The 15,763-nt window shown below is 73.2% G+C and carries 14 protein-coding genes; 2 read left to right on the top strand and 12 right to left on the bottom strand.

Going from position 1 to position 15,763, the window contains the following annotated elements; genetic code table 11:
- Positions 1-48 precede the first annotated feature (48 nt).
- Positions 49-1,113, top strand: a complete 1,065-nt coding sequence (locus tag IE250_RS24055; protein ID WP_229872736.1) for a LacI family DNA-binding transcriptional regulator — start codon at positions 49-51, stop codon at positions 1,111-1,113.
- Between the two features lie 21 nt (positions 1,114-1,134).
- On the opposite strand, the gene IE250_RS24050 is transcribed toward IE250_RS24055, so the two are convergent.
- The 6 genes from IE250_RS24050 to IE250_RS24025 all read right to left on the bottom strand — a co-directional run bounded on the left by IE250_RS24050 (position 1,135) and on the right by IE250_RS24025 (position 9,000).
- A complete protein-coding gene (locus tag IE250_RS24050; RefSeq protein WP_189671854.1) occupies positions 1,135-2,241 on the bottom strand; it encodes an NAD(P)-dependent alcohol dehydrogenase in 1,107 nt (368 codons plus the stop codon).
- Entirely contained in the window at positions 2,238-3,734 is a 1,497-nt protein-coding gene (locus IE250_RS24045; RefSeq protein ID WP_189671853.1) for an aldehyde dehydrogenase family protein, read from the bottom strand. The genes IE250_RS24050 and IE250_RS24045 overlap by 4 nt, the downstream gene beginning before the upstream one ends.
- 77 nt (positions 3,735-3,811) lie before the next feature.
- On the bottom strand, positions 3,812-4,786 hold the full coding sequence (locus IE250_RS24040) for an alpha/beta hydrolase fold domain-containing protein (RefSeq protein ID WP_189671852.1): 975 nt from the start codon (positions 4,784-4,786) through the stop codon (positions 3,812-3,814).
- 14 nt (positions 4,787-4,800) lie between these two features.
- A complete protein-coding gene (locus IE250_RS24035) occupies positions 4,801-6,042 on the bottom strand; it encodes an FAD-dependent monooxygenase (RefSeq protein ID WP_189671851.1) in 1,242 nt (413 codons plus the stop codon).
- Positions 6,023-8,143: an acetate--CoA ligase family protein gene (locus tag IE250_RS24030; protein WP_189671850.1), complete on the bottom strand. Its 2,121-nt coding sequence runs from the start codon at positions 8,141-8,143 to the stop codon at positions 6,023-6,025. Before IE250_RS24030 ends, IE250_RS24035 begins: the two co-directional genes overlap by 20 nt.
- A complete protein-coding gene (locus tag IE250_RS24025; protein ID WP_189671849.1) occupies positions 8,140-9,000 on the bottom strand; it encodes a fumarylacetoacetate hydrolase family protein in 861 nt (286 codons plus the stop codon). Before IE250_RS24025 ends, IE250_RS24030 begins: the two co-directional genes overlap by 4 nt.
- Positions 9,001-9,125: 125 nt before the next feature.
- Here IE250_RS24025 and IE250_RS24020 point away from each other — a divergent pair, with 125 nt between their 5' ends.
- Entirely contained in the window at positions 9,126-10,037 is a 912-nt protein-coding gene (locus IE250_RS24020) for a PaaX family transcriptional regulator (RefSeq protein ID WP_189671848.1), read from the top strand.
- Here the strand turns inward: IE250_RS24020 and IE250_RS24015 are convergent.
- The 6 genes from IE250_RS24015 to IE250_RS23990 form a co-directional block, all read right to left on the bottom strand.
- Positions 10,030-10,401, bottom strand: a complete 372-nt coding sequence (locus tag IE250_RS24015; RefSeq protein ID WP_189671847.1) for an acyl-CoA thioesterase — start codon at positions 10,399-10,401, stop codon at positions 10,030-10,032. The genes IE250_RS24020 and IE250_RS24015 overlap by 8 nt on opposite strands.
- Positions 10,385-11,356 (bottom strand): SDR family NAD(P)-dependent oxidoreductase, encoded by a 972-nt coding sequence (locus tag IE250_RS24010; RefSeq protein WP_308434187.1) that lies wholly within the window; start codon positions 11,354-11,356, stop codon positions 10,385-10,387. Before IE250_RS24010 ends, IE250_RS24015 begins: the two co-directional genes overlap by 17 nt.
- On the bottom strand, positions 11,353-11,859 hold the full coding sequence (locus tag IE250_RS24005; RefSeq protein WP_308434186.1) for a MaoC family dehydratase: 507 nt from the start codon (positions 11,857-11,859) through the stop codon (positions 11,353-11,355). The genes IE250_RS24010 and IE250_RS24005 overlap by 4 nt, the downstream gene beginning before the upstream one ends.
- A gap of 65 nt (positions 11,860-11,924) precedes the next feature.
- Entirely contained in the window at positions 11,925-13,118 is a 1,194-nt protein-coding gene (locus tag IE250_RS24000; protein WP_189671846.1) for a thiolase family protein, read from the bottom strand.
- Positions 13,115-14,761, bottom strand: a complete 1,647-nt coding sequence (locus IE250_RS23995) for an AMP-binding protein (RefSeq protein WP_189671845.1) — start codon at positions 14,759-14,761, stop codon at positions 13,115-13,117. The genes IE250_RS24000 and IE250_RS23995 overlap by 4 nt, the downstream gene beginning before the upstream one ends.
- Before the next feature lie 136 nt (positions 14,762-14,897).
- Entirely contained in the window at positions 14,898-15,755 is an 858-nt protein-coding gene (locus tag IE250_RS23990; RefSeq protein ID WP_189671844.1) for a PaaX family transcriptional regulator, read from the bottom strand.
- Positions 15,756-15,763: the final 8 nt, after the last annotated feature.

Below are 15,763 nucleotides of genomic sequence, written 5' to 3'. Positions count from 1 at the left end.
GAATTGCGGGGTAGGGTCAACCCAATGGATGCAAGGAGTGACAGTTTCGTGACATCGGTGTCAGACGACTCGTCGCCGTCGGTCCGCCAGCGACGGCCGACCATGCGCGACGTGGCGCGGCTCGCCGGGGTCGGCATCAAGACGGTCTCTCGGGTCATCAACGGGGAGCCCAACGTGTCCCCCGGAACGACCGAGCGCGTCCGCCGCGCCGCGGCTGACCTGCTCTACGAGCCGGACCTCCACGCCGGCAACCTGCGCCGCGCCGACGGCCGCTCCCGCACCCTCGGCCTGCTCGTGTCCAGCGTCGCCAACCCGTTCGCCGCGCAGGTGCACCGTGCGATCGAGCGGGTCGCCATCGAGTACGGGTACGCGGTCCTCGCGGCGAGCCTGGAGGACGACCCGGCCGCCGAGCTGAGGGCGGTGACCGCGCTCGCCAGGCGCAGGGTCGACGGGTTCATCGTCACGCCGGTCCGCGACGACCAGTCGTACCTGCGCGTGCACGTCGACCGCGGGACGCCGCTGGTGTGCGTCGACCGCGCGCCGCGCGGCATCGAGACGGACTGCGTGGTGACGGCGAACGTCGACGGTGCCCGCGACGCGGTGCGCCATCTGCTGTCGTTCGGGCACCGGCGGATCGCCTTCCTCGGCGACCTCGACAGGATCGAGACGGCGCGGCTGAGGCGGGAGGGCTACGTCACCGAGCTCGCGGCAGCCGGGATCGACGTCGACCCGGCGCTGGTCGTGCTCGGCCTGCACGACGACGCGACAGCCACCGCCGTCGCCCGTCGGCTGCTCACGCTCCCCGACCCGCCGACTGCCATCTTCTCGAGCCAGAACCTCATCACCATCGGCACGATCCGGGCCCTGCAGCAGCTCGGCCTCGAGCACAAGGTTGCGCTGGTCGGCTTCGACGACGTCGAGACCGGCGACCTGATGAAGCCCGCCATCACGGCGGTCGCGCAGGACCCCGACCGCATCGGCCGGCTCGCCGCTGAGCGCCTCTTCGCGCACCTCGACGGCGACACCAGCCCGGCACGCCAGGTCGTCGTGCCCACGCGCCTCATCGTCCGGGGGTCGGGCGAGATCCCGGCCCCGGGCGGCGCCGCGCACTGAGGCACGGCGCCGCCGGGCGGATCAGTGGACGATGACCGGCTTGACGGTCGTGCCCTGGTGCATGTCGGCGAAGGCCGCGTCGAGCTCCGACAGCTTGTACTGCTTGATGAGCCGCCCGAGCGGGAGCCGGCCGGCAGCCACGAGGTCGACGAGCTGCGGGATGAGCACCTTCGGGTCGGCGTCGCCCATGGTCACGCCGCTGACCGACTTCCCGGGGAGGATGCCCTGGAAGTCCACGGGGATCTCCGTCCCGGGCGGCGGGGCGCCGCAGGTGACGAGGTGGCCCCGTGCGCCGAGGGCGTCGATGGCAGACCGCCCGACGGCGGGCACTCCCGTGGTGTCGAAGGCGTGGGTCAGGCCCGCGCCGCCGGTGAGCTCCGCGATGCGGGCGACGACGTCCTCCTCCTTGCCGTTGATGGCGTGCGTTGCCCCGAGCTCGAGGGCGAGCTCCAGCCGTTCCGGCACGACGTCGACGGCGATGAGCAGGTCCGGCTCGCGCAGCGCGGCGGCCACCACACCCGACAGGCCCACGGCTCCCGCCCCGAACACCGCGACCCGGGCGTGTGCCTGCACGTCCAGCGCGTTCCACACCGATCCGAAGCCCGTCATCACGCCGCACCCGAGCGGGGCGAGGCTTGTCAGGTCGGCGTCAGCGCCCACGACGACTACGTTGCGCTCCTCGGCGACCGCGTGCTGGGCGAACGAGGACTGGGCGAAGAAGTGCCCGCCGATGGGTGCGCCGTCGACCGTGAGCGTCGGCGTACCGTCCTCGCGCGCCCCGGCGAACAGGTTCCGCGGCAGCCAGGTGGCGCAGTAGGCCGGATGGCCGTCCAGGCACGCCGGGCAGTCACCGCACGACGTGTAGCTCAGCACCACCTGGTCGCCCGGGGCGATCGTCGTGACCGCCGAGCCCACCTGCTCCACCACTCCGGCGCCCTCGTGGCCGATGACGCCGGGCAGCGGGAACGGGATGCCGCCGGCCCACACGCCGAGGTCGGTGTGGCACACGCCGGTGGCGACCATCCGTACGAGGACCTCGTGCTCGCGCAGGTCGGCGAGCTCGACGTCCTGCACGGTGAACGGCGTCTGGGGGGCGGTCAGGACCGCTGCCCTGGTCTTGGCGCTCATGCCGGGTCCTCTCCGAGGTCGATGACGATGGACTTGGTGCGCTGGTAGGAGGCCAGCGCCTCGGGACCGTACTCGCGGCCCCACCCCGACGCCTTGACCCCGCCGAACGGCACGGACGGGTCGAGCACGGCCCAGCCGTTGACCCAGCAGATCCCGGCGTCGAGCCGCTTGGCCACACGGTGGATGCGCGCGATGTTCGAGCTCTGGATGCCGGAGGCGAGGCCGTACGCCGTCTCGTTGGCCATCGCGATGGCCTCCTCCTCGGTGTCGAAGGGCTGGACGGTCAGGACCGGCCCGAACACCTCCTCGCGGACACACTCGGCGTCCGACGACAGGCCGGCCAGGACCGTGGGCCGGTAGTAGAACCCGCCGCCCATGTCGACCTGCTCGCCGCCGCACACCACCTGCGCGCCGTCCCGGCGAGCGGACTCGACCATGGCCGTGACCTTGTCGAGCTGGTTCTGGCTGGCGAGCGGCCCGACGACGGTGGCGTCGTCCGTGATGTCGCCGAAGGGCACACCCGGGACCGCCTGGCTCAGGATGCCCAGCACGGTGTCGTAGATCGGCCGCTCGACGAGCAGGCGCGGTCCGGCCATGCAGAACTGGCCGGCGTTGAAGACGAAGGCGCCGATCACGGTGCCGATCGCCTTGTCGAGGTCGGCGTCGGCGAACAGGATGTTGGCCGCGTTTCCGCCGAGCTCCGCGGTGAACGGCTTGAGGGTGCGCGAGGCGAGCGCCGCGGCGTGCGCGCCCACCTCCGTCGAACCGGTGAACGCCACCTTGTCGACCTGCGGGTGGCCGACGAGGTGGTCGCCCAGGCTCGCGCCCGAGCCCGTGATGACGTTGAAGACGCCGTCCGGGACGCCGGCGTCCTTGAGCACCTGGGCCATGAACAGGGCGCTGAGAGGCGTGTCGCTGGCGGGCTTGTGCACCACCGAGTTCCCGGCGACGAGCGCGGGAGCGATCTTGGTGGACGAGAGGATCAGCGGGAAGTTGAAGGGCGTGATCGCGGCGACGACGCCGATCGGCTCCTTGCGGATGTACGCATGGGCGTTGGCCGGGATCTCCCGGACCGAGCCGTCCAGGTGCTGGCCGAGGCTCGCCGCGTACTCGAACTGCAGGATGGCGTGCTCGACGTCGACGATCCGCGCGAACGTGATCGGCTTGCCGGCGTCGTGGCTCTCGAGCTGGGCGAGCTCCTCGCGGCGCTCGCGAAGGATCTCGACGGCCTTCAGCAGCACGCGCGACCGCTCACGGCCGCTGAGGCGCGACCAGACGCCGGAGTCGAACGACTCGCGGGCGGCGGCGACGGCCGTGTCGACGTCGGCGTCCGACGCCCAGGCCACGGACGAGATCACGCGGCCCGTGGCCGGGCTGATCACGTCGCGGCGTGCGCCGTCGGCCGCCTCCTTCCACTCGCCGCCGATGAACAGCTGCCCGGGCGGGAACTGGATGCTGTCGGTGACAGCAGGGGGGTTGTCGGTGATGGTCATGACTGTCCTCTCATCATTGAGAAACTTCGTTGAGAAACTTCGCTGGGGCACCGCTGGGGAGCATCGTCGCGAGACGTTCAGGCGAGGCCCGGGTCCTGGGCCGTGGGGGCCGACTGCTGCGCCACCTCCCGGAGCCGCTCGGCGATGAAGGCGTACGTGCGCCGGGCGGTGTCGAGGTCGTTCATGTCGTAGGCGTGGTCCACCCCCGGGAGGTCGACGTGGGCGACCAGGGCGCCCACGGCCTGGAGCCGCCGCGCGTATGCCTCGCCGTCGCCGCGGAGCGTGTCCAGCTCGCAGGTCAGGACCACCGCGGGCGCGATGCCGGTCAGGTCGGCGTCGTCTGCGGCGTTGGCCGGGGAGGCGAGCCGGTCCGCGCGCATCGCGGGGTCCGGGATGTAGGCGTTGTCGAACACGTCGCCCATCCACGGCTTGATCAGCGGGTTGGTGCCCGCCGCCACCTTGTCCCGGGCATGGGTGACCAGGTCGAGCGGCGGGTAGTGGAGCACCTGGAGCGCGATGCGCGGATCGCCCTGCTCCAGGGCCTGGCGGGCGACGGCCGCCGCGAGCGCGCCGCCGGCGCTCTGGCCGCCCACCGTGAGCCGGGTCCCGTCCCAGCCGTTGGCGTCGCCGTGCTCGGTGACCCACCGCACGACCTCGTAGGCCTGGTGCGGCGCAGCGGGGAACCGGTGCTGCGGCGCGACGACGTAGTCGACGTTGACGACGACCACCCCCGCCTCGGCGGCGAGGTACCGGCACAGGGGGTCGTCGAGCTGGACGTCGCGCATGACGTACCCGCCGCCGTGGAAGTTGACGTGCACGGGCAGGCTCGGGGCTCCCCCGGCGGACTCGCCGGCGGACTGGTCGACGGGCCGGTAGACGACGGCCCGGGCGGGCCCGACCGAGGTGGGGACGACGACCTCGGAAATCTCCGCGCGGCACTCGGGGAACGGCGTCGGCTTGCCGCGCGCGGCCAGCTTGACGCCGACCGCGGACAGCCGCTGCATGCCGAGCGCCACTGTTGAGGCCACGTGCACGTTGCTGAGTACAGACATCTTCGCCACCTTCCTTAGTATCGGTAGACGCTCTGCGCGGTGTGCACTCCACGGGGACCGTAGGGTGCCTTCTCGAGCCAGGCGGACGCGGCCTCGTTCTGCGGGGCGAGCTCGGCGGCGGCCCGGACCTCGTCGGCCTTCTCGAGCGAGGGGCGCAGGTGGGCCAGCGCCTCCCCCGCCGCGTCCCGGTTGAACAGCGCGGCGGACCGGCGGGCGAGCGCGAACGACTCCACCGCCGTCCGCGCGGACTCGCGGCTGCTCGCGGCGAGCGCCAGGACGACGGCGGACGCGGCCGCCTCGGCGTCGGGCACGCCCGAGTTGAGGCCCCGTGCGCCGAACGGCGCGAACAGGTGGGCCGCCTCCCCGACGAGCAGCACCCGGCGGGCCGGGTCGGCGAAGTCGTGCCCGACGAGCTGGAGGAACTGGTAGGTCGAGACCCACGACGTCTGCTCCGCGTACCCGCGCGGGAGCACCGCGTCGAGCCAGGTGCGCACGCAGTCCGGCGACGCGAACTTGTCTGCGTCGTCGCCGTCGATGAGCTGCAGGTCGACCCGGTAGCCGCCGGCGAACGGCACGATCAGGACGTTGCGGCCCTGGACCGCGGGGTGGGCGTAGTGGAAGTGCCGCTCCTGGGGCAGCGTCGGCTGCTCGATCTCGTCGACGTCGACGACGATGTACCAGCCGTCGTCGCGCCCGCCCTCCATCCGGGTGCCGATCTGCTTGCGAACGGCGGAGCGCGAGCCGTCGGCTGCGATCACGTACTTCGCCTGCCAGCGGTCGCCGCCCAGGGTCGTGAGCCGCACGGCGTCGTCGGTCGCGACGACCTCGGAGACCTCCTGCTCCCAGGCGAACTCGACCCCGGCGGCGACTGCCCGCTCGTAGAGGTATCGCTCGGTCTCGACCTGCGGCAGGCTCGTGAAGTGCGGGTACGTCCCCGGCGCGGGGTCAGGGTAGGTCTTGGCGTAGACCTCCTTGCCCTCGAAGTAGGTGCGCTGCGTGTTCCAGTAGACGCCGTGCCCGTACAGCTCGGCGCCGAGCCCTGGGCTGATCCGGTCGAGGATCTGCAGCGTCTGGCTGTGCGTGAAGATCGCGCGGCTGCCCGGCCGCTGCCGGCCGTCGGGCCCCGCCTCCAGGACGGTCACCGGCCGGCCGAAGGACCGCAGCGCCAGGGCCGCGGTCAGGCCGACCGGCCCCGCGCCGACAACGAGCGTCTCGCGCTCCCGCACTCCGAAGCCCTCAGGCGTTGTGCTGGACATGGTTCTCCTCTTCTGGGGTCCGGACGACGACGGCGTCGAGAACTACCGGTCCACGGGAGGTGACCCGTACCGGGTTGAGATCGATCTCGGTGATGTCACGGTGCGCCGTGAGCACGTCGCTCACGGCGATCAGGGTCGCTGCGAGCGCCCCGCGGTCCACCGGGGGCGCCCCGCGGAAGCCGTCGAGCACCGCCGCCGGCAGCGCGTCGACCATCTCGGCAGCACGCTCGGCGGAGAGGGGCGCGAGGCGCAGGACGGGTTCGGCTCCGGACCCGCCCAGCTCGACGCCGACGCCGCCGAGGCCGAGCAGGACGACCGGCCCGAAGACGGCGTCGCGGACGCCGCCGACGATGAGCTCGGTGCCACCCGGCGCCTGCTCCTCGACGAGGTAACGCCGCCCGGAGGTGCCATCGATCTTGTCGATGGCGTCGAGGGCCGCGTCCAGCTCCGCGTGGCTGCGGACCCCGACGTGGACACCGCCGACGTCGGACTTGTGCAGCACCGCCGCGTCGAGGACCTTGACGACCACGGGGTTGTCCGGGCCACCGAGCTCGTCCAGGACGTCGTGGGCCGCGGCCCGGTCTGCGACCGCCCGCCGGCCCATGGTGCGCAGTCCCTGGGCCTCGAAGAGCGACTTGGCCTCGTCCTCGTCCAGGTCGCGCCCGAGGGTCCGCGTGGCGGTGACGGGCGGCGCGTCGGGTACGGCACGGGCGGCGGCGTCGCTGACCAGTGCGGCGAGCCCGATCGCGAGGTCGCCCGGCCCGGAGTACAGCGGGACGCCGATCTCCGCCAGGCGCACCCGGTGCCGCTCGACGGCGTCGGCGGGTCCGCCGGTCGCGTAGAGCACCCGCCCGGCGGCGCCTGCGACGGCGGTCACCGGGTCCAGGACTCCGGGCTCGTCGAGCGCGTAGACCCCGACCGCGTCGATCCCGGGCTCGGCGGCGACGAGGCGCAGCACGTCGGGGAACGTGTCCGAGGGCCGCCCGGTGTCCACCGGGTTGCGCTGGTAGGTCAGCGGCGGCAGGAGTTCGCCGAGCCGGTCGAGGGTCGCGGGGGCCAGCTCGGGGACGCGCACGCCCCGGGCGCCGAGCGCGTCGGCGACGACGAGGCCGGGCCCGGCCTGACCGGTGAGCACGGCGACGCCGGTCGCGGACCGGGGCGCAGCGGGCAGCCGGACGGACCGCAGCGCCTGGAGGGCGGCGACCATCTCGTCGAGGCCGTCGACGACGACCGCTCCCGCCTGGGCGAGCGCGGCGCGGGTCAGGGCGTAGGAGCCGGTGAGCGACCCCGTGTGCGACTTCGCGAAGTCGCCGACGTCGGAGCGCCCGACCTTGAACGCGACGACGGGCTTGCGGGCGGTGACGCGGCGCAGGGCGGCGACCAGGGCGTCGCCGTCGGCGACGCCCTCGACGTGCAGGCCGACGGCGGTGGTCGTGTCGTCGCCCGCGAAGAACTCCAGCATGTCGGCGAAGCCGACGTCGACCGCGTTGCCCAGCCCCACGCCGAGGCGGAGGCCGATGCCGGCGCGCTCCAGGAGGAACGCGATCGCGAGGTTGATGCCGCCGGACTGGGCGACGACCCCCACCGTGCCGGGCCGCAGCGCGGCGGCCGCGGGCATGAAGTTCGCGAACACGCCGTCGACCGGGTTCATGAAGCCGGACGTGTTGGGGCCGAGCAGCCGGACGCCGCCCTGCCGGGCCGCCTCGATGGTCCGCTGCTGCAGCTCGTGGCCCGCGGGGCCGCTCTCGGCGAAGCCGCCCGCGCACACGACGGCGGCCCGCACCCCGGCCTCCGCGGCCTGTTCGATCGCACCGGGGACGGCCTGCGGCGGGACGACCAGGACGGCAAGGTCGACCGGGCCGGGGAGCTCGCCCAGGCCGGTCACTGCCGTGCGGCCCAGGATGGTGCCGCCCCGGGGGTTGACCGGGAAGAGGTCCCCGGCGAAGCCGTCGAGCGCCTGCATCATGGCGTGCCCGGCCTTGTCGGGGCTGGCCGACGCGCCGACCACGGCGATGCTGCGCGGCCGCAGCAGGGCGTCCAGCGGGTGCGCGGAGAGCGCGGACGTGTCGAGGGCGGCCTCGCCGGCCCTGGTGGCGGTCATCGTGCACCCGGGCGGCGGCCGTAGGGGATCGCGCCGTCGGACGTCACCGGGACGTCGAGCCTGCCGAGCTTGTCGATCTCGACCACCACGCGCTGGCCCGCAGAGATGGGCCCGACCCCCGCGGGGGTGCCCGTCGCGATGACGTCGCCGGGGTGCAGGGTCATGACGTGGCTGGTGTAGGCGACGAGCTCGGCGACGTCGAAGATCAGCTCCTTGGTCCGCACCTGCTGGCGCAGCTCCCCGCCCACCCAGCAGCGCAGCTCCAGGTCGCCGGGGTCGCCGACCTCGTCGGCGGTGGTGATCCAGGGGCCGAACGGCGTGAACGTGTCGAACGACTTGCGGGTCGAGCGGTCCTCGGTGGACCGCACGGTGATGTCCAGGGTCGGGGCGTAGCCGAGCACGTGGTCGAGGGCGTCGGCGGCGTCCACGCGGCTTGCGGTCCGTCCGATGACGACGGCGAGCTCGCCCTCCTGGTCGGTCCGCACGTCGGTGTACGGCAGCCGGATCGCATCTGACGGGCCGATCACCGAAGAGTTCGCCTTCAGGAACACGCCGTACTCGGCGATCGTCTTCTGCTCCCCCATCTCGGCCTTGTGGTCGAGGTAGTTGACCGGAGCGCCGACCACCTTGCCCGGCCGGGCGATCGGCGCGGCGAGCCGGGCGCCGTCGAGCGGGCGGCTCGGCAGCTTGTCCAGGTCCAGGGCGGCGAGCTCGGCGAGAGTGCCGCCGCGCTCGAGGAACGCGAGCAGCGGACCGCCCGCTCCGGCGCCGGCCACCCCCAGCGCATCGGTCAGGTCGACGAGACGGTCCTCCACGACAGCGTGCAGGCGGGCGTCGACGGTGCTGGCTAACCTCATCGTCAGTGCTCCTTCGGTAACGTGACACAACCATCGGCGGTCGGAGTAAGATATGTCAAGTATCGATCCGGACCGATCTCGGACCAAACCTCGGAACAACCTCGGAACAACAGGGAAGGCTGCCCATGACGAAGGCGACATCGGACGGCGCAAAGCACCCCCGCCTGCCCCGCACCCGCCAGGGCTCGCCGCCGAGCCTGCTGCTGACGCTGCTCGGCGACTACTGGTGGAGACGCGCCGAGCCGCTGCCGTCGGCCGCCCTCGTCGAGCTGCTCGGCGACTTCGGGGTCAGCGACGTCGCCGCCCGCGCCGCACTGAGCCGGATGGTCAAGCACGGGCTCCTCGCGACCACCCGCTCCGGCCGGAACACCTTCCACGGGCTCACGCCGCGCGCCCAGGAGGTGCTGAGCGACGGCGGCGCACGGATCTTCAGCTTCGGCGAGGACGACACGGAGTCCTGGGACGGCCGCTGGAGCGTCGTCGCGTTCTCCGTGCCCGAGGCCAACCGCTCGGTCCGCGAGGCGTTGCGCACCCGGCTGCGCTGGCTGGGCTTCGCGCCGCTCTACGACGCCCTGTGGGTCTCCCCCCACGAGCACCACGCTGAGGCGCTCGCCGAGCTGGTCGACCTCGGGGTCACGGCGGCCACTGCCTTCGTGGCGACGGCGCCCGACCTGCCGGCGACCGTGCCCCCGCAGAGCGCGTGGGACCTCGACGGGCTCGCCGAGATGTACCAGGCGTTCGTCGACGCCTGGGAGCCGACCCACGCGGCGCTCGGCCGGGGCACCATCGAACCGGCCGACGCGCTCGTGCGACGCACCGAGCTCATGGACGCCTGGCGCGCCTTCCCCGGCCTCGACCCCGAGCTGCCGACGTCGCTCCTGCCGGCGGGCTGGCCGCGGCCGCAGGCCCGCGAGCTCTTCCGCGACACCTACGAACGGCTCGGCGTGGCGGCGTCGGCACGCGTGCGCGAGGTCATCGCCCGCCACGCGCCCGAGCTCGCCGACAAGGTGGTCGAGCGCGGCCCGGTCGTCAGCTGAGCGCCGCCCGCAGCTCCGCGGGCACCGGGCACGGCAGGCCGTCGTCGTCCACGTGGACACACGTGGTGGTGCCCTCGATGCAGGTCACGCCGTCCTTCAGCACCCGCCAGCCGTAGGTGACCGACGTCCGGCCGATCGCGGTGGCCGCTATCTCGACCACCACCTCGTCACCGAACCGGAGCGGCGCGAGGAAGTCCACCTCGAGCCGGCGGCGCGGGAACCGGGCCACCTCGGACCAGCCGAGCGAGCGGAGCAGCTGGTGCTCCGCCCGCTCGGCCCACCGCAGGGCGGCCGTGTGATGGATACGGCCGCCCGCGTCCGTGTCGGCGAACTCGACACGGACCGGCTCACTGTGCTGGGACACCGGCGTCCAGCGGGGGCAGCGTGATGCCGCTCGTCTGCGCGGACGGGGCGAACGCCGTGGGCCAGGCCTCGGCGATCGCCTCGGCCGACCAGCCGCCCTCCCGGTAGGTGACCGCGAGCTCCTCGGAGTACGAGTACAGCGACAGCTTGTCCCCGCCGACGCCGATCGCCTGCCCGGTGACGTCGGCGCTGCGGTCGGAGGCGAGCCACACGACCAGCGGCGCCACGTCCTCCGGGCCGCCCAGCGCGTGCTCCTGCCGGACGACGCGCGGCAAGGTCTCGCCGCGCTCGTACGCCTCGGCGACCTCCCGGTACACGGGGATGGTCGCGGTCATCGCCGTGATCGCCGTCGGGATCACCACGTTCACGGTCACCTGCGCGCGCGCCAGCTCCAGCGACCACGTGCGGGCCATGGCGACGACGCCGGCCTTTGCCGCCGCGTAGCTCGTCTGCCCGAAGTTGCCGTGCTGCCCGGCGGGCGACCCGACCACGACGATCCGGCCACCCTCACCCTGCTCGCGCAGGCGGGTCGCGGCCGCGCGCACCGTGGTGAACGTGCCCCGCAGGTGCGTGGCGACGACGACGTCGAAGTCGGCGTCCTCCATCTTCCACAGCACCCGGTCGCGGATCACCCCGGCGTTGGCCACGAGCACGTCGAGCCGCCCGAACTCCTCGACCGCGGTCTGCACGAGCAGGTCGGCGGTGCTCGTCGGGCCCACGGGGGCGACCACGGCGACCGCCGTGCCGCCCGCTTCCGTGATCGCCTTGACGGCACGCTCGGCCGCGGCGCCGTCGACGTCGTTGACCACCACCTTCGCCCCGGCCTGGGCGAGCGCCTTCGCGTAGGCCAGCCCGAGGCCCTGCCCGCTGCCGGTGACGATCGCGACCTTCCCGGTCAGCTCGATCGACTCGCTTCCCTGCTCGCTCACACCCTGCTCCTTCATCTGCCCGCTCATCCGAGGAACCTCAGGACCATCACGGCGACGGCGCCGGGCTTGGCCTGGTCCTCCACCTCGAAGACGCTCTCGAAGACCGCCTGGTACCCGCCGGGCACCTCGGTGACCTCGCGCAGCGTGGACAGGACCCGGATGCGCGCGCCGACCCGTACCGGGGCCGGGAAGCGCAGGCGGTCCAGGCCGTAGTTGACGCCGGTCGTCACGCCCGTGACCTCGACGATCTCGGCCATGAGCGGGACGACGAGGCTCAGCGTGAAGTAGCCGTGCACGATGGTCCCGCCGAACGGCGACCGGGCGGCGACCTCGGGGTCGAGGTGGATGGGGTTGTGGTCGCCGGTGAGGTCGGCGAAGTCGTTGACCTCCTCCTGGGTGACGGTGCGCCAGGAGGACGGGCCGAACACGGTCCCGACGTGCTGGGGCAGGTCCGCCAGGGCCACGGTCGTAGGTGCCTGGGGCGTTGTCGGCGCTTCGGGCGTCGGTGCTTGGGTCGGTGCTTGGGTCACGGGCTCGCTCGCAATCGAGGTCGGTGGTTCGGTGGGGTCGGGCAGGGAGGGGCGGGGTGGATCGGCTATCCGTCGACCCGGACCACGACGGCCCCGGCGGAGTCGCCGGCCGCGCAGCCCGTGAACAGGCCGGTGCCGCCGCCCCGCGCGTGAAGGGCGTAGATGAGCTCGGTGATCGCCCGGGCGCCGGTCGGCCCCTGCGGGTGGCCGTAGACGAGCGACGACCCGTACGGGTTCATCCGCTCCAGCGGGTAGCCCATCTGGTCGGAGAGCCACAGGTCGTTCACCGAGAACGGGTTGTGCGTGGTGACGACGTCGACGTCGGACATCTCGATCCCGGCGTCCGCCAGCGCGACGCGGGCGGCCTCGACGGGGGCCTTGGGCATGTACGCAGGCTCGGCGCGACCGAACCCGGTGGCCAGGATCTGCGCGGTCACGCCGTCCTGCCCGATCTCCCGGGCCCGGTCGCCCGTCGCGACGACGATCCCTGCGCAGCCGTCGGCGGGGTGGGTCTGCGCACCGTAGGTGACCACTCCCCCGGGCTTGACCGGTGACAGCTTGGCCAGCCCCTCGGCGGTGGTCGGGAAGACGCCGTGGTCCTCCTCGACCCAGTCGTCGCCGCCCTTCTTGCGCGGGAGGCGTACGGGCACCATGTACTGGCGCTGGACGGCGCGGTCGTCGGCGAGCGCGCTCACGTACTGCTCGTAACGCAGCAGCGCCACCTCGTCGACCTGATCGCGCGTGTAGCCGCCGTCGACGGCGGTGTTCTCCGCGGTGTCGTTCATGCTCTGGCCGGTGGTCGGGTCGAGCTTCATGGGGTCGAGCACCCAGTGCTCGGCCAGCGGGGCGCCCCCGGCGCTGCGCTGGCTGGAGTAGAGCATCAGCGGGCCGTTGCTGGTCCGGTCCGTGATGACGCCGATCGTCGTGGCGTGCGCGCCGAGCTCGACCTGGGTGGCCAGGTGCTCCACGACCACCGCCGACGTCGCGCAGGCCCGCGAGAGCCACGGCCCGCCGTACTGGCCGGCGCCGAGCCGCCGGGACACGAGGGTCACGCCGTAGAACCCGTACTGCTGGGGCACGGTTGCGCCGAGCGTCCACTCGGTGATCTCCTCGGGCGGCAGCCCTCGGGCCCCCAGCGCGCGGCCGGTGACGTCGACCGCCATGTCGAGGCTGTTCACCTCTGCCAGGGGGCCCTGCCACTTGGCGAACGGCGAGGTCCAGCTCAGGCCGAAGGGGATGTGCGCGTCGCGGAATCTCATGCGTGCTGACCTGCCTCTAGTTCGGGGACCTGGGCGCGCAGCGCGCGCATGTTGAGCTTTCCGCTCGGGCTCCGGTGGAGGGCGTCGACGAGGAAGACCTTGCGCGGCTTCTTGTAGCCGGCGAGCCGCCGTCCGACCTCCTCCTGGATCTGCTCGGCGGTCAGCGGCGAGCCGGGCACGGTGGTGACGTACGCGGTGACCACCTCTCCCCACCGGGGGTCGGGTGTGCCGAAGACGACGGCGTCGGTCACGTCGGGGATCTCGACCAGGACGGCCTCCACCTCGCCGGGGAACACCTTCTCCCCGCCCGTGTTGACCACCGCCGACCCGCGGCCGAGGAGCTCGACCAGGCCGTCGCCGAGGACCCGGACGTGGTCGCCCGGCATGACGTAGCGGACGCCGTCGATCGTGGGGTAGACCTGGGCGGTCCGCTCCGGGTCGCCGTCGTAGCCGAGCGGCATCTGCCCGCGGTAGGCGAGCACGCCGGTGGCGCCGGGGACGTCCTGGACCTCGCGCAGCTCGGTGTCGAACACGACGGCGCCGGGGGCGAGCCGCGGATGGCACGGGATGTCCTGCGGTCCGCGGACCACCCCGTAGGCGAACGGGCCGCCCTCGCTCGAGCCGAAGATGTCGACCAGCGTCGCCCGGGGTGCGTGCGCGATGAGCGCCAGCTTGAGCTCGTCGGACCACGCCATTCCCGAGCTGAGCACGGTGGTCAGGCTCGACACGTCGAGCCCGGCGCCCTCCGGGGAGTCGAGCACGTCGACGAGCGGCCCGACGACGGCGTTGCCCGCCACGATCATCCGGGTCACCCGCCACTCGTGGATGGCCCGGGCGGCGGCCTGCGGGTTGTGGCTCACCGACGGCAGGAAGATCACGCACCCGCCGAGGACCAGCGCGTTCATCACGTTGAACAGCGCCAGGGCGTGCATGAGGGGGGTCAGCGGCAGGGTCACGGTCGGCGGGAGGTCCGTGCGCGCGGCGATGCGCGTCACCTCGTCGAGATCTTTGGGGACGGCGACGGGCAGCGAGCCGTAGATCGAGAAGAGCTGGCTGTCGAACAGGTTCCCGTGCGTCCAGACGACGGCCTTGGGGGTGCCCGTCGTGCCGCCGGTGAACATGAAGATCTGGTGGTCCGGCGACAGGGGCTGCGGGTCGAGCGGCTCGGCGTCCAGCGCGGTGGCGAACGGCCGGCCCGGCGCCGTGGGGCCGTCGTCGTCGGGCACGGCGAGCACGAGGTTCGGCAGCACGACGTCCGCGGCGGCGTCGCGCACGTGCCGGCCGAGGCTCGTCGGGTGGACGAGGGCCTCGGCGCGCGAGGCACGCAGCAGTTCGGCGAGCTCGCGCCCCTGGTAGCGGAAGTTGATGTTGACCGGTATCGCGCCGATCTTGTACGCCGCGTACACGGTGACGAGGTACTCGACGCGGTTGTACATGAAGATCGCGACGCGCGACCCGGCGCCGAGGCCCTCGGCGCGCAGCGTGCCGGCCACGCGGGCCGCGGCGTCGTCGAGCTCGCGGTAGGTCATCGTGCGGCCGTCGGCATGGACGGCGGGACGGTCGGGCACCGCACGAGCCACGGACTCCCAGATGGTCGCGTAGTTCGCTCGGCTCAGATGGTTGCTAGGGGTCGGCTGTTCCACTGCTCACATCCTCGTGGGCGGGCCGTGGTCGACGCCCTGAGCGGGCAGCCGGACCGGCGGCGAGGACTCGATCGTGCCTCACCGCACCCCCGGACGTCAAGCACTTTCGTGACGCCCGTCATGAGAAAGTAGAACGTCAGGTGGTCGACGGCACGTTCGACCGGCCCATCAGCTCGGCGAGGTCGGCTCGCGCGGCGCCGACGAAGACCTCGCGCAGACGCCGGAACGTGGCCGCGGAGCGGCCGGACGGCCAGTCGGCCGAGAGGTGCTCGGCGGGCAGCCTGGGGTCGGCGCGCAGCAGCGCGAGCCAGTCGGCGCCCAGCGCCGTCATGTCCCGCAGCGGGTGGGCCGAGGCCTCGACGTCGGCCCAGGTGCCGAGGAACTCGACGTGGTGTGCGCGGATCTCGTCCAGCCGCCAGGCCGAGCGGACCGCCCGCGTCGCCGAGAAGCCCTCGATCTCGTACGCGCGGAACGCGGACAGCTCGACGCCGGCGAGGTCACCGTCGAGCGGGCGGAGCGCGGAGGCCACATCGACCTCGCCGGGGGCGATCCACAGCCCGTCGCGCAGCAGGCCGAAGCCCGACCAGGTCAGCGTCGCGCGCACCCGGTGGCGCGCGTCGCGCTGGCTCTCCGGCACGGAGAACGTCACAAGGGTCCAGCCGGTGCCGACCGGGGCGAAGGGCTCGTCCGCGAGCACGCGGCCGCGCGCCTCACGGAGCACGGACTCGCCGCCCGGAGCGAGGCCGTATGCCACCTCCCGGCCGGTGCGGACCTTGGCGAGCAGGTCGCGGCGGCTCATCCGGGCGAGCGTGGCGCGCGTCGCCGCATCGCCGACGCCGAGCTCGGCGAGCAGCCCGATGAGCACGGCCGAGGGGACGGGCCCGACGTCGGCGTCGAGCACGAACTCCCCGAGGAACGCGAGAAGTAGCTGCTCGGGACGCCGCGACGCCCGTCCTGCTGCGACGCGTTCCCCGCTGTCCAGAGGTGCCGGCATGCCCGGCA

It is taken from the genome of Promicromonospora soli, from assembly GCF_014653785.1.
GTDB classification, from domain to species: Bacteria; Actinomycetota; Actinomycetes; order Actinomycetales; family Cellulomonadaceae; genus Promicromonospora; species Promicromonospora soli.
The sequence above is the reverse complement of the archived record's forward strand: the minus strand, read 5'-3'. Positions and strand labels throughout refer to the sequence as shown.

What these genes read in the sequence shown, in the direction of transcription:
- IE250_RS24050 (WP_189671854.1), bottom strand. Translation starts at nt 2,241, where the DNA reads ATGAGCGCCAAGACCAGGGCAGCGGTCCTGACCGCCCCCCAGACGCCG.
- IE250_RS24045 (WP_189671853.1), bottom strand. Translation starts at nt 3,734, where the DNA reads ATGACCATCACCGACAACCCCCCTGCTGTCACCGACAGCATCCAGTTC.
- IE250_RS24040 (WP_189671852.1), bottom strand. Translation starts at nt 4,786, where the DNA reads ATGTCTGTACTCAGCAACGTGCACGTGGCCTCAACAGTGGCGCTCGGC.
- IE250_RS24035 (WP_189671851.1), bottom strand. Translation starts at nt 6,042, where the DNA reads ATGTCCAGCACAACGCCTGAGGGCTTCGGAGTGCGGGAGCGCGAGACG.
- IE250_RS24030 (WP_189671850.1), bottom strand. Translation starts at nt 8,143, where the DNA reads ATGACCGCCACCAGGGCCGGCGAGGCCGCCCTCGACACGTCCGCGCTC.
- IE250_RS24025 (WP_189671849.1), bottom strand. Translation starts at nt 9,000, where the DNA reads ATGAGGTTAGCCAGCACCGTCGACGCCCGCCTGCACGCTGTCGTGGAG.
- IE250_RS24020 (WP_189671848.1), top strand. Translation starts at nt 9,126, where the DNA reads ATGACGAAGGCGACATCGGACGGCGCAAAGCACCCCCGCCTGCCCCGC.
- IE250_RS24010 (WP_308434187.1), bottom strand. Translation starts at nt 11,356, where the DNA reads ATGAGCGGGCAGATGAAGGAGCAGGGTGTGAGCGAGCAGGGAAGCGAG.
- IE250_RS24000 (WP_189671846.1), bottom strand. Translation starts at nt 13,118, where the DNA reads ATGAGATTCCGCGACGCGCACATCCCCTTCGGCCTGAGCTGGACCTCG.
- IE250_RS23990 (WP_189671844.1), bottom strand. Translation starts at nt 15,755, where the DNA reads ATGCCGGCACCTCTGGACAGCGGGGAACGCGTCGCAGCAGGACGGGCG.